This window comes from Bradyrhizobium iriomotense, from assembly GCF_030160715.1.
Classification (GTDB): domain Bacteria; phylum Pseudomonadota; class Alphaproteobacteria; order Rhizobiales; family Xanthobacteraceae; genus Bradyrhizobium; species Bradyrhizobium iriomotense.
Genome location: NZ_BSOW01000028.1, coordinates 94,214 through 108,704 on the forward strand (window position 1 = coordinate 94,214; position 14,491 = coordinate 108,704).

Consider the following 14,491-nt stretch of genomic DNA (forward strand, 5'->3'; position numbering starts at 1 on the left):
TCTTTGACTTCCGACCTACCAAAAAAAGACAATGAGCCTGTTCCCTTGGCCCGTTTGTCCAAACGTAGAGCGGGTCAGGATAGTGGCGTTACCCGTTTTTGGCAGGCCGAATAAGGCGGCCAAAACAGCGAGGTTCAAACTCCACCTATTCGCTCGGGAATGTCCTTTGCAGCCGCCGGGGACCGATCAACAAACATAGGGAGGATACATGGAGCCGAACGCCGCCAGCTCAGGTCAATTCGCTGACGACATATTGGAAGGTGCTGCGGCAATCGCAGAATACCTGTTTGGATCACGGGACCTTCGGTGCAAGGTCTATCACCTGGTCAAGAACTCGCGATTGCCCGTCTTCAGGTTCGGGTCCATGCTCTGTGCGCGCAAGTCCGTGCTGGTCGGCTACATCAAGGGACAGGAGAAGCAGCCCGTCCGACTGCTTCAACTTCAGGCGCAGATCGCGGCATTGTCCGGGACTATCCATCAGCTTGAGCAAGCCGGTTTCGATACAACCAAGCCGCAGCTCCTCATCGCGAAACGTCAAGCCGAATTGAAGGATCTGTCGGGCCGCTAAAGCGTCATGGCTTGCATCTTCAGCTTTTGAAAGGCTTTGGTTTCCATAAGGCCGGGCGCGGTTTGCTCCAATTTCTCCAGAGCCTTGTTCATACCGTACAGGCTTTGATTGGCGGCATCGCCGGCAACCGCGCTCAGCAGATTAAGCATCTGCTCGGGCGCGACCTTGTAGATTTCAGGATCGGCTTCGGAGATGGAGAAGACGCTCGAATGCGCCCGCGCCTCTTCGGGACGTATAAACGGGATGACGATCGGCGCGGCTTCACCGAAGGCGTCGCCGGTTGCTAGAAGTAGCTGAACCAACTTGAACGTAGTCCGCGGCGACTGTAGTTCCGCGTCGAGTGGCCAGGCGCGTTCGAAGACCGGACCGATGATCTCTCGCCAGACCGATATTTTCTCGGCTGGTTGCGCGGCCTCCATTTCGACAGCCAATTGATGCGCAAACGACCACCGCCCCTCGTTGCCCGTCGCTCGCAAGACGGAACGCACTTCGGTAGTCGTCAACGGATATTCGGCCTTCTTAGCCTGATTAACAACCAGTATGATGGCGAGCCAGTCGGAGAAAGCCCGATTGTCCTCTCTGCCCATCTCTTGCCGCGAAAAGAGTTCGAGAAAGGGCTTCTTGGTGAGGGAGAATAGCCGGGCGGAGCCAATATGATTGGCATACTTGCGAGCGGACCACATCGCGACGGCATCCGGCGAAGTCCACTCATAGGATGGGAGGATGTTGGCTTCCGTCCATGCCGGTGCCCGCTCGAATAGAAATGCGACCGCAGCGGAAAAGCGCACGCGCGCGAGAAGGGCAAAGAAATCGTTCCCGCTCAGCAGCCTGACGTAACGACCGCGCAGCGCCTTTCCGAGTTCGACTTGTCCCCTCGACTTTGGCGTTTTCTTCAAGAGCACCGATGCCAGGTTGCCGGCCGGATCGTTTAATGCTGCCGTGAAAATATCGCCGTCCGGCTTTTCCGAAGGCCGCGGAGCCCGGCGTTCGATGAGGTCCCACAGCTTCCACAGGACCGCAGATTTCAGCTTGTCCGAGACCTGGTCCATCCAGAAGGCAGCACCATTGGCCGTTTCAGCGAATGGCGAATCTTCTGGCCATGCGGCAAGCAAGCTTGCCATTCGGTTCAAAAGCGCGACATCGGAAATCTTGTTTGCCGCCCACAGGAGGGGCCGCCAGACCCATTCCTGCCAACGATCGGGGTCAGAAGCGGCCTCGATGCCTAGAAACGCCTCATCCGGTTGAGCTTGGCAAAAGCTCTGCCAGGCATCACCATCCATGAAGTCGGCCTCGGCCGCCGCCTTCTTGGCGGCGGCGACCAACTCGCTGCTTGGCACCCCTTGAAGCTTCTCCTTCTTCCCCTCAAGGCTACGTCCTTCCCCATGCCAAATGGCAAAGCCGGCTCTCTCAGGATCATTGTCAATCCAGTTCGGACGCCTTTGCCGAATTTCCGTCAGCAGCTTCGCGGCCTCCGATCCCAACGGGACATTGCTGCCTTCCAGGTCGAGCAGGAGCGCAAAGCGGTGCCGGTCCATCGGCTCGGCCAAGTCTACGCCGTCCTTAAACCAATCGGCGGGGGGCCCTACGACAATGCGTCTCTCGATCGCACCGCGCTCCGCGTCTGAAAATTCCGGCCACCTTGAACGAATGAGCCGGTGCACTTCGACCTGCGAGTTTGTCAGAAAAAGTTCGCCCTGCGGTATCGCCAGCAAAACGTCGGCTGCCAGATCAGGCGAAACTCTTGAATCGCCCGCTGCATAAAGGGCTAGCCGATGAAGGAGGCGAAACGAACTCCGCTTCCACACGTCCAGAGTATGCAGAGCTTTGTCCAGGTCATTCTCGACAAGTCTCGACCAAAGCTCGGCAAGCACCCGAACAGTCGGAAGGAAACCCTCATGGTGAGCATTTTGCTGGTGTGCGGCCACCGAGGGAACGTCGATATCGGTAAGGCTGAGCCCAATGGCCCCCTCAACGCCGACCTCGGTTGCATCAGCGAGCGTGGCGCTGAGTGCAGTCGTTAGCCCATCAACCAGAAACGCCATTTCTTCGGCGCCCGCATTCTTCGGCCACGCCGCAATGAAGTCCTTTTCGGTGATGCCGTCCTCGACGCCGTATTTGATGGACATGATATCCGTCGGCTTCTCAATCGACCGATCAGCATCTTCATACCATCCATAGCGTTTTTCGACGAAAAGCTTTGGTGTGAGCAGATGGATAAGCCGGGAGAGAACTTCTGCCGAGACGTCACCGTGCCTTAGCCGTGGCAGCAGTCCAAACCATTGGCCATAAGTTCTGCCCTGATGATCGTTCTCGATGTGCCTGATTATGAGCTGCCAGCACTTTACAAGGAGCGGATCAAGCTTGCCCCGCTGGGCCTCAAGCCGATACTTCAGAATACGGGCCGCTTCGGCATCAAAGAAACGGAGGTTGTTAACGACTTCGCGGACGGCCTCGATATCTGCGAAGTTTCGTTCGATCCATGCTGGCAAGACGGTGTCATTCTGGAAGACCTTCATCTCGGCCAGCAGCGGCAACCACGCGAGAGAGGGGTTGATCTCCGTCAGATTGGTGAGTGCGTCGTCACCAGTAAGAAAAAAACGCAGCCGGTCGCGCTCGAATTCCGACACATCGGCTGGCGTTATCTTCTTAGTGGCTTCTACCATCGGGATGGACGCTCACGATTTAGGTCGAAGAATTTCTTCAAGGCCCTGCCGTTTGTATGCAGCAGGATTCTTTGCATACCGAGCCCATTCTGCGAGTGTCGTATAGATATCCGGGTAATCGGCAAATTCGAGTGGCTTGATCCCCTTTGCATTCCATAACGAGGCGGAGCCCGGAGAGCTTTTCTCAATCGCATATATGTCCTTGAGGTCGCGAAAACGATCCCGATCGGCATCCAGCGTTTCGAGCAAGAGTCGCAACGCCGCGTCTTCTGCGCGATAGCCGACCAGAATGAGTGTATTGAGACGCATCCGGTCTTCTATGTAGCGTGACGCCCATCCATCCCTGAGATAGGCATCGCCAAAGTCGGCGCTCGTTAGGATCAGATCTGATTTCCTCAAGCTGAGGTTCGTATCCTCAAGCCTGCCGTGAAGGTGAAGTATGCCGAAATCATCGGCGCCGCCCGGACGCGGAATTGACTTGCCGGCATGGCTTTCAAATGAGAGCCCTTCCTCCTGCGCCGCGCGTTCAAACAAGGTGTCGAAATTCGTAGTCAGCAGGCGTGCCCGCCCGGAGCGATCTCGTGATAGTTGAAGCAGGGATTTATGGTGGACGAGATTGGCGCCATCCGGCGCCTTCAATATCCGCGTAACGGCGACGCGAACGCGCGACTCAGTTCCGTGCAGCAGGGTGCGCTTCTCAAGAGAGCGAAGCACCCGGTCATACTCTTCCTTCTCATAAGCTATCGTTTCCGCAGGCTCATGTGCTCGGCTCTCACCAATCGCCGCATAGACGTCGTCGGTCAGCTTCTTAAAAGTTGGTAGTCCGACTCCAAAGGAGACACCCGCTCCACATAGAAAGATGACGTCACCATCGCTTACCGATCGAATGAGATCGTGCGGAATATCAGCGCTGTTCGGGAGAAACTTCATTTCGAGTATTCTGAGCGACGCCTCAGTTATTCTGCTAGACGCAAGCCCATGGCGCGCAGCCAGGCATCGACTTGTCCAAAGGCGTCCTGCTGCCATTGCTCGGGAGTACGATCGCCCATGATCCGGGTGTCTTCAACAAATTGACGCACGCATGTCGGACCGAAGCCTTCGAGCGCGTCGAATTTCTCGGCAATATAGTTGTAGCCCTTGAGCGCGCTCGCCTCACCTTCGAGCTCATGGCATGCCGCGGCCAACGCCTCGACGCCATCTGGATAGTTTCGAATGCAGTAGTAGATGTCGTAAGCATCTTTCTGCTTAAGACGTCCATTCAAGGCATGTCCTTTCATGGCGAGCAGGGCCGGAATCGAGCAGACGGCGATTTCGACCTTGTTCGTGCCGCCTTGAGGCATCGGACCGTCGATGGCGACGTACTGAAAGAAGCGAACGGCGAGATCCGCGCCATCGGCTTTCTGAACGGCGAAGTTGGCTACCAGCGGCGGATTGTTTTTGACGATCGCAGCGTCACGCGGCATCAAAAAATCGACGATGACGTCGATGGGAGGACCGCCGTCTTTCGATGGGACGCTGCGGACGAGCTGAAAACGCCGTAGCTGTGCGTTTTGCTTGTAGCCGTGCTCCATCAAGGCTTCGACGAGCGTTGCATATTCGCCGTCGCCAAGAGCTTCGGGGTCAAGGCTAAGATCGACATCGATTGATCCGACATGGCGCATCTCTTCGTTGTCGAGCAGCAGCCAAGGTACGGCCCCGCCAATCACAGCAAACTTTCCCTGGAAGCTGCCGAGAATTTGTCCGATCTCGATCAGAACGCTCTTTACGGCAGCCGTGGTGCGGTCGTCGTAATCGGCGGCGGATTGCGGTTCTTGCGGGGTTACGCCTGCCATGACAACCTCATACGACGCAGATGCTCAGCGGCCTCACGGCCTCGTTCACCAGCACCCCAAAGATCAAGGTAAGTCTGGATATCGCCAGTGCAGTAAACACCGGCGGCCGGCTCGACGGTATCGAGCAAGAGTCCACGATCTTTCGGCACGGTCACCACCACATTCTCCCCCTTTGGTGATGGAGAAAGTTTGAGGCATTGTTTTAGACGTTCCAGGCCAGCCTCGTCCGCATAAAAATACTGCGTACCGGTTCGCCCATACGGGGCTAACCAGTGGGCCGCAGAAAAAGACGCAAAGACCGCTTTTTCTTGGTCGGAGCATGCGGCAAACGCCTGGCGGGCAGCGGCTTCAAAAGCACTGCCGTGCAGGATTGTATAGAAACCGACCCGCTTGCCCTCGGGCGACTCGTATTCATCGCGCCACGCGTCGAGCAGGGCATCGGGCTTGGACAGGAAGAAGCCGTCTTCCGATTCCTGAGCCCATTCGCGACTGAGCAAGGCGGCGCGTACGTTGCTTACATGACCTAAGCTAACGGCTGCGGCCTTTGCCAATTCGACGACACGCCATGCACGCTTGGGATCTTGAAGCAAGGCACGCAGTATTTGCGCGGACTTCGGCTTGAATAGCGACTTCAGTTCACGTCGCTCGGCGGGTGGTGCGCTTGATACGAGCTTCTCGATAAAGACGCTGTCGAAGACAAGGCGAGCGTTGCCCGCCAAGTCAAGAAAACCCACATTGTTCTCTTTACAGAGAGCCTGCGCTTCTGGCGACAGGTACGGTGCAATGAAGATCGGAACAGCACTCTTGCCGAGATGTGCGGCGTAATCTCGCAACTGAAGCAGTCCGGTACGGACGTGACGAGGTTGCCCGCTCTGCTTTACTTCGCAAACTAGGATACGAGGTTTGTCGGCAACATTGATGTGGGCAATGATATCCACGCCACGATCTGGTGAAGCCGGCTCGATCTCGATATTCTCCACGCGTATGGCGGGCACTTCGGCAATGGCTTTGCCGAGCGCGCTAGCAGCTTGCTGCTCCAGTTCTTTCACTGTTTCTGGCATTTTCAACATATGCTGAAAATACCTATTTCAGTGAAAAAGTCAAGGTATTTCACCAAAATCATCGATTTCAGCAAACGCTGAAAATGACATTTTCAGTGAAATCATGATCTTGAGGAACGCCATTTCCCATTGAAAACGAGGGTATTTGAGCTTTTCCCCGATCCATCCACGAGCATTCAACCCAATCGCGAACAAAACTAGAACATCAGTCCCAGCCATAGTAGAGTGGTCGCGCCTTATGGGAATCAGGGGTTGCATGGAACCCGTCGGACCTAGGGGACTGAAATGCCGCAAAACTTGGTGGGCAAATGGCCGAATCCTCAAGTGACAAACCCTATCGCGTCCTCACTCTCGATGGAGGCGGCGCCAAAGGCTTTTACTCGCTCGGAGCGCTTCGCGAGATCGAAGGGCTTGTCGGGATGCCGTTGTACCAGAAATTCGACCTGATCTTTGGCACAAGCACCGGCGCGATCATCGCAGCGATGCTGGCTCTCGGCCACTCGGTCGAAGAAATTCACGCCCTCTACAAGCAGCACGTCGTCTCGGTAATGGCCTGCAAGAAGCCGGCGGACAAGACGGCTCGATTGAAAGCCCTCGCAACCGAGGTGTTCAGGGAGCAGACCTTTGAAGACGTGAAAACTGGCATCGGCATCGTCACGACGAAGTGGATCAATGACCGTCCGATGGTGTTCAAGGCGTCAAAAGAGCAAGCGCACGGGCGGCAAGGGACGTTCAAACCAGGGTTCGGATGCACAATCGCAGACGCGGTTCAGGCCTCCTGTTCCGCCTATCCCTTCTTCGAAAAGAAAACCGTCAAAACGCCCCTCGGCGACTTCGAACTGATTGATGGCGGATTCTGCGCCAACAATCCGACGCTCTACGCACTTGCCGACGTTACCGGGCCCCTCGGCAAAGCACGCGCCGATATTCGCGTAGTCAGTATTGGGGTCGGAGAATACCCTCCAAAGTTACCCAAGCGCTTCAGCAAAATGTGGTTTGCGACTCGATATGTCGAGAGCGTCACTCTTTTGCAGAAGGTGATGGAGATCAACACGCAATCAATGGATCAGTTGCGCGCCATCATGTTCAAGGATGTTCCGACCATCCGCATCAACGACTCTTTCCCACAACCGCACATGGCGACGGATCTGTTTGAGCACGATATGAGCAAACTCAACGACCTGTTCATTCGAGGCCGTGAGTCTTACGCAAAGGCAGAACAAGACCTGAAGACGTTTTTGCTTTGAGGATCGACAATGGCAATTGCAGAATCTCAACTTGAGACCTGGTCGTCACAGGGCTCGGTTACCCAATCCAGCCAAACTTACGCCACCGTAAAACTCGCGCTTGAGTCGAAGGATGCAGCATATGCGGGCAGGCTAACTTATTGCTTCTTGCAGGGCTCATACGGAAACGACACGAACGTCTACGCCGATAGTGACGTCGATGTAATCATAAAGATGCAGGACATTTTCTACTACGACACAAGCCGGCTTTCTGGCCCCGATCTTGCCGCGTTTAACCAATCGCTATCGACAGGCAGCGGATATAACTACGACCAGTTTCGTAGCGAGGTTACCACTGTTTTGCAAAAGCGGTTTGGTACGGATGCATCGCCCGACAAGAAGGTGATCTGGATCAAGCCAAACGGTGGTCGTCGCAACACCGATGTTCTGCCGGCAGTTCAATTCCGGCGCTACCATCGCTTTACAGGCAATTCCTCAGACTACAATGAGGGCATCTGTTTCTGGCCGACTGGCGGGGATCGGGTCGAGAATTTCCCGAAGCAACATTCAGACAATGTGACAACCAAACACCAGGCAACGAGTAGCCGCTTCAAACCGACGGTGCGCATCTGGAAGAATATGCGAAATCGCATGATCCAGAATGGCGTGATCAGAGATGGCCTCGCGCCTTCTTACTATCTTGAGGGACTTCTCTACAACGTACCGAACGAGAATTTTGTAGCGAACCGCGTCCAAACATTCGAGAACTGCCTGAAATGGATTCAGGCCTCGAAGCGCGAGGATCTTGTCTGCGCGAACTACATGTTTTGGCTGCTGCGGGAGAAGCAGCACACAAGCTGGTCACCTCAATCGTGCCAAACATTTCTGGCCGAGCTTCAAAAATTCTGGAACAATGGCGGAAAATGACGATCGATAGCCTGCCTGTCCCGCCAGGGCGGTCATGAGCTACCAAATGCTCGTGCCAGGCCCGCGGGTCCCCGGAAATCGATAGCCCATTTGCGTTACTGAATTCATGACTGAGCACACCAGTTCAACAGTGTGCCGCTGCAATTGCTTGAGGGCAGTAATGTCGATCGGGGTCTCAAAAACACCGCGCCTCTTATCAACATAGAGTGGCAGAGAACGCCCATCAGCGTCGGGCACTCGCCACGAGCCATGACAAATCGTATTGCGCCAAACAGCGACTTCACGAAGGTTTTTCACCAGATCGTCGAGATAAGAAGGCGCGTTCTGATGCTTGCGTGCCGCGCTGCTGTATGAATCAGTGAGACCCCCGAGCGGATCTTCGAGAGCCCTTTGTAGCGTTGGTAGCCACTTCTTATACTCCGATTCAATTCGATCGGAGGGAATGGTGCGGGTAGCGGTGAAAGCAAATATAGCCTTCCCTAAAACCTCCTCAAGAAACCCGAAGGTCGCAACAGCGCGTCCTAGCGCTTCCCAAAATGCACCGTCATGCCGATGGGTTGGGAAATCGGGTGGCAGCTTGTCGATATCAACGACGAACCGCTTTGCCTCGGATTCATTCATCACAGCGATGATCCCTTTATTGAACCGGCTCTAGGTCGCCAAGTGCGATGTACTGAAGCACGAGGAAACTGCGAAGGCACGAACATTAGGGCGCTTGATTGCCTATGAGAAGACCGCATTGCTCCGTCTGAGCTGCTCAAATGTTTCACGAACTTCTTGAGTGGGCGCAATGCAAAGAGCAGAGGAGCGAGCGGTGGTGCTAAACCAATTCCATCCTCAGATGACGGCCCACGGCCTGCGCTGCCCGTGTGAGCGTCGCGAGCGTTACCGACTCGTTGTCGGGATCAAGAAGCCGGTCAAGTTGTGCCCGGCTGGTCTGCATACGTTTGGCGAGGGCGGATTTGGTGAGCCCCCTCGTCATGCATCAGCGCATCGAGCTGGCGTACAATCACACGCTTGATGGCCTTTGCCGTTACTTCGGCATAGATGCCCTCGTCCTTCAGAAAATTGTCGAAAGACGATCCAATGCGGCCTTTCTTCTTCATACGATCTCCTTTCGGCGCTTCTGCGCAAGCTCAAGTTCGGCCTGGGGTGTCTTCTGCGTCTTCTTGATAAAGGCGTGCAGTAAGATCATCCGGCTTTCGTGAACACAAAACAGCACCCGCGCGATACGATTGCCCTCAAGTTCGCTTCTTACCTCCCACAGGCCTTTTCCTAAGGCCTGGCAAAGCGGCATACCGATCGGCCAAGAGAACTCCACATCCTTGATGTCTTCACCGACAATCTTGCGATCCGCTTCCGGCAACAGCTTCAGCCACTCACGAACAGGTTCGCGGCCAGAGGCTAGCTGGTAGAAGGCGGTGGGCAGCCGGTTCACGAGTTCTCGTACCTCGATTGTACCAAAAATGGTACATAGAAGGCAAGAAAAAATACGCCTTTTAGATCAGTGCTCTGTCTGGGGGACGTCTGCAATGAATCCTTTGCCATTCCTTCTGACGATTGAGCGCATCGAGCACGCACGGCAGCGCTCAGTTTGACTACAGCAAAATCGCGTTACCCATCCTAATCTGTTCGAAAGTTTCTCGAACTTCCCGACTCGGTGCTATGCATAACGTTCGATAGGTGTCCAAAAAGGTCCACCACCCCGCTACTTTTATGCGGACACTTTGAAAACGACTCGATTTCACCTTTTAGAACGACTCGATTTCGTTTTGAAATCGACTCGATCTCACATCCCGCTGAAACACCTGACGAATTTCGCCTCGTTTTTTTTCGTCGATTTTTCACCGCCAGAAAAGCGAGGGGGGTCTTTTTCATCCAGCACGTTCGTCATAGCCAAGGGAATGCCTTCGCCTGACACCCGCAGCTAACCGGTGCTTCCTTCGCTCTGTTGCATCCGGAGGTCGATGACCTCGACGTCTCCTCTTCCGTCCCCCGCCAGCGCAGCGCCCGCGTGGTCGGCGAACAGGCGGTGATACTTGTTGACGAGACCTTCTTGTCCTCTCCAACCGCCGTCCCGCTGCTTGTCGGCGAGGGGCCGGTCGATGAGCGCGTACTTCTTCGAAACGTCAGTGGGGGCTATCGCCAACTGGCGAAGTCGATCATCCGGTTCGATGTGCATCGCATCGACGATGACCGATCGACCGTTGCCGAGGACCTTCGCGCTGCGCATGCGAACTTCGTGGAATATCTCGGACTGCGCACCCGGCACTTCGCCGTCCGGACTCCGTTCCTTTCTGATTTCGTCTGAAGAGATCACCTCGATCCCCTGCGCGGCCGACCAGGTGGACTTCCCGGCTCCGGAAGGACCGACCGTGAGCGTCATGCTCTGTCCGCAGCGCGGCCAGTTCCAGCCCGGGATGTCGAAGTCGACGTCGCCGATCGTCGCCTCATAGAAATCGGATAAGCGTGAAACGACCTCCGGATCGATTAAGTCGAAGTGAGCGACCTTATTGCGTATCCAACCCGCTTCCCGCTGCGCTTCGACCTCGACTTCCCGTATTCTGGCGAACGCCGAATTGAAGTCCTCGACGCGGTCACCTGCCATGGCCTCAGGCAGGAAGGAAGGCGACAATTCGGCCGGCAAATTGTTCGGATTGACCGTCGACAGCGCCTCCTTCAGTCGGGCCGACTGATCCAGCGAGCCGACCGCCATACGGCGCATACGTTCGATCATGCGCTCGGCTGCCGCCAACCGCGACTTGACTTGGCTCTTCTTTGTTTCGCGGTCGGCGTCCAGCTTGCCTCGCAAGGCTTCCGTGGTCGCTTCTCTCACGCCGAACCAATGCGCGATGTTCACAAGCATGTATGCGGGCACGAAAGCGGACTCCCCCCGCCGTGCTTCGAACGCGCTCGCGATCGCCGCTCCGGGATCGCTGCCCTTCAGCGGGATCTTCGCGTTCGTGATTTCCTGCAGGACCCGCTCTTCGTTGTACGGAGAAGGCGTCCAGCCGCCAGTCCAGGTCATGTTCGGGAGCCAGAGCAGCGGCGTGTGGAGTCCGACAGCCAGAGGCGGAACATTGCGGTCCGAAGATGAGTGTCCCTTAAGCGTGTCCCGGACGGAGCGCAGGATACCTCAACGCCTCCTCGTAGAGGCGAGGCATGTCGTCGACGGTGGGACGTTCCTCTGGCCAGGGATAGCCGGTCGTCTTGCGTATCCACTCGCGATCCTGGTGCATGAGCCGCGTGTCTCGGGGCACCATGTGAATCGCCTTCGAAAGAAACTCTTCGGTCGCGAACGCCGGCATCCACCTCGACTCGCCGCTGCGTTCGCTCGCTCTGCGCGATCCACGGCTCGCGGAATTTGTCGGCAACGCCAGCCGCCTGGTTTTCTCGCGTATCGTCGACTTGTGCCTCGACGAACAGGTGAACGCCCTCCTGCTGGCCGGCGACCTCTATGACGGCGAGCAGACCTCGATGAAGACGGCCCGCTTTCTCGCCGAGCAACTTCGTCGGTTGGATTCAGCAGACATCAAGGTCTTCATCATCCGGGGCAACCACGACGCCCTGTCGAAGATAACGAAGGAACTCGTCCTTCCCGAAAACGTCCACCTGTTCGGCGGCCGGGCCGACGCCGTCGAGGTCCCGCGGGATCGCGGAGAAAGACCGATCGCGATCCACGGCCTTAGCTTCGCGAAGCCACAGGCCCCAGAAAGCCTTCTCGCCAAGTACCGGCCGCCCTTCGCCGGCGTCGTCAACATCGGCCTGATGCACACCAGTCTGGACGGTTCGCCCCCTCACGACGTCTACGCGCCGTGCAGCACGGCGGACCTTCTCGCTTCAGGCTTCCGATACTGGGCGCTCGGGCACATCCACAAACGTTCGGCGACGGAAGGCCCCTGTGCGGTCGTGATGCCGGGCATTCCGCAAGGGCGCGACGTGGGCGAACACGGTCCCAAATCCGTGACGCTGGCCAGCGTACTAGACGACGGGTCCATCACGATGGAGGAGCGCATCGTCAGCCTGGCGCAATTCGAACGCGTCGCCGTCGACGCCTCCGGCGTGGCATCGTGGTCGGACCTAGCCGCTCGGATCGAGAAGGCCCTCGGAGAGGCCACCAGCAGATCGGCATCCGACCACCTCGTCGCCCGACTTGGCGTTTCGGGAGTGACATCGATAGCCTGGAACATCCGGCGCGACGCCGATCTCCTTCGCACGGAAGCTGAGGCCCGGGCGGAGAGGATAGGCAACGCATGGATCGAGAAGATCGATATCGACTGCCGACGGCCCGTCGTCGATTCGACCGAGAGCGCGGACCCCGTCGAAGCGCTGCGAAGGACGATGAGCGACGAAGTCGTTGGCTCCGAAGCCTTTCGAACCGAAGCGGACGGAATCGTCAACGACCTTCTCTCGCAGCTCCCCCCGGAATGTCGACGCAGCCTGGCTCCGGACGACACCGGACTCGACCTGCTCATCGGGCGGCTCGCCAGCGAGGGATCCGAAGAGGTGCTGGCGCGATTTGCCGCCGGCAGCGCGCAGGAGGTGCGCTGATGCGCGTTCGAAAGCTCGGACTTCGACGCTACGGCAAGTTCACGGACGCCGTCATCGATTTCGGAGAGCGCTCCGCCGGCGCCCCTGACCTGCACATCGTATATGGTCCCAACGAGGCCGGTAAATCCACCGCTATGTCGGCGTGCATGGACCTGTTTTACGGGATCCACCATCAAAGCCGGTTCAACTTTCTGCACCCTTATCCGACCATGCGGATAGAAGCCGAACTCGAGATCTTCGGGGGCGTCCGAAGCTTCTCCCGGATCAAACTCCCCCACAACAGCCTGTTGGACGACGCCGGCAATACCATTGCAGATGCCACGCTGCTCGGAGAACTCGGAGGTCTCGATCGCAACTCCTCCCACAGGACCGACAGCGTCACGTGCTTGCGCTTGAGCTCGCGATGCACCGCCGCCCAGTCCGGCTCGGGCTGCCGCCGATGGCCCCGCCGGGTGCCGGGACCGGCTCCGGCGCTGGCGAACAGCCGGGCCTCCAGCACCGTGTCGGTGACGTCGTCGGGCAACGGCCAGGTCAGCCCCGCCGCCTCGAACCGGCGGATCGTCAACCGCACCGTCGAAGGTGCCGTTCCGACCCGCCGCGCAATCTCGCGGGTCGGCATCCCGGCCGACTTCAATCTGATCACATCGCGCACATGGCGCATCGCAAACCTCTCCGTCGGCATCCAGGTCCCCTTCGCAAAGCCGAAAGGCGGGACCGTAGCGGAGCCAGAAGAGGCCTCGTCACCCCGGGCGACATCATCCCGGAATGGTGGGCAACATCGAGCGGAATCAGCACGCGGAAGCCGCGCCCATAGACTCGGCCATGATGATCGCCCGCAAGCCCCTCAAAGTGCCCCCGCAAATCGCGCGCTCCTTCCTGGCGGACATGCGGGCCTACTTCCAGGCTACCTCCGAACTGACGCGCGACGAGATCGCCGCGCATCAACTGCACGTCCTGAGTTCGTACTTCCGGCGGGGCGACAAGGAAATGCGGCTTGAGTGACATGCGGAAGCTATTCGAATTGATTCGGGACGAGATCGGACAGGATGAGATGTGACGGCCGCAACAATCGTGCAGGCGGCGAGGCTACCAGTCGACTACGTCAAGGCACTCTTGAATCACAACGACAAGGGCGTGACCGGCATCTACGCCCGTTGGCACATATTCGAAGAAAAGCGCGAAGCGACTAAAGTTATCGCGAAGCATGTGGGCGGCTTTCTCTGACACTCTCGTCACGACTGCCGCCCCGTAGACCGCGAACGCCTTCGCAAGTCCAGACACGTACATACAAACCCCCGTCACCGCTGGCTGGGAGTCCTCACAGTCCTTAGGCATTCCGCGTATGTGTCGAGAATCCACTTGCGATCCGCAGCGGTCCAGCCTGGCTTTAGATCATCGTGGTCGGGATAACTTAGCGACCTTCGCTCCACGACGGCAACCCTTTCCATCAGCTTAAAGGCAACCTGTTCAGGCGAGCTTTCGCCAACGTGTACCACCGGCGTGGGAGTTGACATGTACACACCCTTGCGCTGCCACGATGACCTGGCCCGCAAAACTCTTCGTTTGCCATCCCTTCCGCAGCGCTACTCCAGCACGCGAGTACTGGCGTCCGTACTCTTCACAAGCTCAATGGCAGCAAGGCAATCAACTTTGTTGTGGTAGC

General features: G+C 57.3%; 15 protein-coding genes and 2 pseudogenes. 7 read left to right on the top strand and 10 right to left on the bottom strand.

From position 1 onward, the window contains the following. Positions 1 to 208: 208 nt before the first annotated feature. Positions 209 to 568, top strand: coding sequence for a hypothetical protein (locus QQL28_RS32690; RefSeq protein WP_284272169.1), 360 nt, complete (start codon positions 209 to 211; stop codon positions 566 to 568). Here QQL28_RS32690 and QQL28_RS32695 read toward each other — a convergent pair. The 5 genes from QQL28_RS32695 to QQL28_RS32715 are packed head-to-tail and all read right to left on the bottom strand — an operon-like array spanning position 565 to position 6,382. Beyond that, entirely contained in the window at positions 565 to 3,231 is a 2,667-nt protein-coding gene (locus tag QQL28_RS32695; protein ID WP_284272171.1) for a hypothetical protein, read from the bottom strand. The genes QQL28_RS32690 and QQL28_RS32695 overlap by 4 nt on opposite strands. A 12-nt stretch (positions 3,232 to 3,243) precedes the next feature. Next, a complete protein-coding gene (locus QQL28_RS32700) occupies positions 3,244 to 4,161 on the bottom strand; it encodes an SIR2 family protein (protein ID WP_284272173.1) in 918 nt (305 codons plus the stop codon). Between the two features lie 26 nt (positions 4,162 to 4,187). Continuing rightward, a complete protein-coding gene (locus QQL28_RS32705; RefSeq protein WP_284272174.1) occupies positions 4,188 to 5,063 on the bottom strand; it encodes a nucleotidyl transferase AbiEii/AbiGii toxin family protein in 876 nt (291 codons plus the stop codon). After that, entirely contained in the window at positions 5,051 to 6,133 is a 1,083-nt protein-coding gene (locus QQL28_RS32710) for a type IV toxin-antitoxin system AbiEi family antitoxin (protein ID WP_284272176.1), read from the bottom strand. The genes QQL28_RS32705 and QQL28_RS32710 overlap by 13 nt, the downstream gene beginning before the upstream one ends. A 30-nt stretch (positions 6,134 to 6,163) precedes the next feature. Continuing rightward, a complete protein-coding gene (locus QQL28_RS32715; RefSeq protein WP_284272178.1) occupies positions 6,164 to 6,382 on the bottom strand; it encodes a hypothetical protein in 219 nt (72 codons plus the stop codon). A 50-nt stretch (positions 6,383 to 6,432) separates the two neighbouring features. On the opposite strand from QQL28_RS32715, the gene QQL28_RS32720 reads away from it, so the two are divergent. Both QQL28_RS32720 and QQL28_RS32725 read left to right on the top strand, forming a co-directional pair. Then, complete coding sequence (locus QQL28_RS32720; RefSeq protein WP_284272180.1) at positions 6,433 to 7,371, top strand: anti-phage phospholipase; 939 nt, start codon at positions 6,433 to 6,435, stop codon at positions 7,369 to 7,371. 9 nt (positions 7,372 to 7,380) lie between these two features. After that, the gene (locus tag QQL28_RS32725; RefSeq protein WP_284272182.1) at positions 7,381 to 8,277 is read left to right on the top strand and encodes an anti-phage nucleotidyltransferase; all 897 of its coding nucleotides are present in this window, start codon (positions 7,381 to 7,383) and stop codon (positions 8,275 to 8,277) included. A 39-nt stretch (positions 8,278 to 8,316) separates the two neighbouring features. Here the strand turns inward: QQL28_RS32725 and QQL28_RS32730 are convergent, their stop codons facing one another. The 4 genes from QQL28_RS32730 to QQL28_RS32745 all read right to left on the bottom strand — a co-directional run bounded on the left by QQL28_RS32730 (position 8,317) and on the right by QQL28_RS32745 (position 11,305). Further along, complete coding sequence (locus QQL28_RS32730; RefSeq protein WP_284272184.1) at positions 8,317 to 8,898, bottom strand: hypothetical protein; 582 nt, start codon at positions 8,896 to 8,898, stop codon at positions 8,317 to 8,319. Positions 8,899 to 9,194: 296 nt separating this feature from the next. Continuing rightward, a complete protein-coding gene (locus tag QQL28_RS32735; RefSeq protein WP_284272186.1) occupies positions 9,195 to 9,383 on the bottom strand; it encodes a hypothetical protein in 189 nt (62 codons plus the stop codon). Further along, positions 9,380 to 9,715 (bottom strand): type II toxin-antitoxin system RelE/ParE family toxin, encoded by a 336-nt coding sequence (locus QQL28_RS32740; RefSeq protein ID WP_284272188.1) that lies wholly within the window; start codon positions 9,713 to 9,715, stop codon positions 9,380 to 9,382. Before QQL28_RS32740 ends, QQL28_RS32735 begins: the two co-directional genes overlap by 4 nt. 489 nt (positions 9,716 to 10,204) lie before the next feature. Further along, positions 10,205 to 11,305: an AAA family ATPase gene (locus tag QQL28_RS32745; protein WP_284272189.1), complete on the bottom strand. Its 1,101-nt coding sequence runs from the start codon at positions 11,303 to 11,305 to the stop codon at positions 10,205 to 10,207. Positions 11,306 to 11,544: 239 nt separating this feature from the next. On the opposite strand from QQL28_RS32745, the gene QQL28_RS32750 reads away from it, so the two are divergent. Both QQL28_RS32750 and QQL28_RS32755 read left to right on the top strand, forming a co-directional pair. Continuing rightward, positions 11,545 to 12,828, top strand: coding sequence for a metallophosphoesterase family protein (locus tag QQL28_RS32750; RefSeq protein WP_284272211.1), 1,284 nt, complete (start codon positions 11,545 to 11,547; stop codon positions 12,826 to 12,828). Next, a pseudogene (locus QQL28_RS32755) lies at positions 12,828 to 13,127 on the top strand (AAA family ATPase); the annotation flags it as partial. The gene QQL28_RS32750 and the pseudogene QQL28_RS32755, both read left to right, overlap by 1 nt. Positions 13,128 to 13,183: 56 nt before the next feature. Here the strand turns inward: QQL28_RS32755 and QQL28_RS32760 are convergent. After that, positions 13,184 to 13,489 (bottom strand): annotated as a pseudogene (locus tag QQL28_RS32760) (helix-turn-helix domain-containing protein); the annotation flags it as partial. A 104-nt stretch (positions 13,490 to 13,593) separates the two neighbouring features. Here QQL28_RS32760 and QQL28_RS32765 point away from each other — a divergent pair. Next, positions 13,594 to 13,830: a hypothetical protein gene (locus QQL28_RS32765; protein WP_284272190.1), complete on the top strand. Its 237-nt coding sequence runs from the start codon at positions 13,594 to 13,596 to the stop codon at positions 13,828 to 13,830. Between the two features lie 51 nt (positions 13,831 to 13,881). Next, positions 13,882 to 14,052, top strand: a complete 171-nt coding sequence (locus tag QQL28_RS32770) for a hypothetical protein (RefSeq protein ID WP_284272192.1) — start codon at positions 13,882 to 13,884, stop codon at positions 14,050 to 14,052. The last annotated feature ends 439 nt before the right edge of the window (positions 14,053 to 14,491 follow it).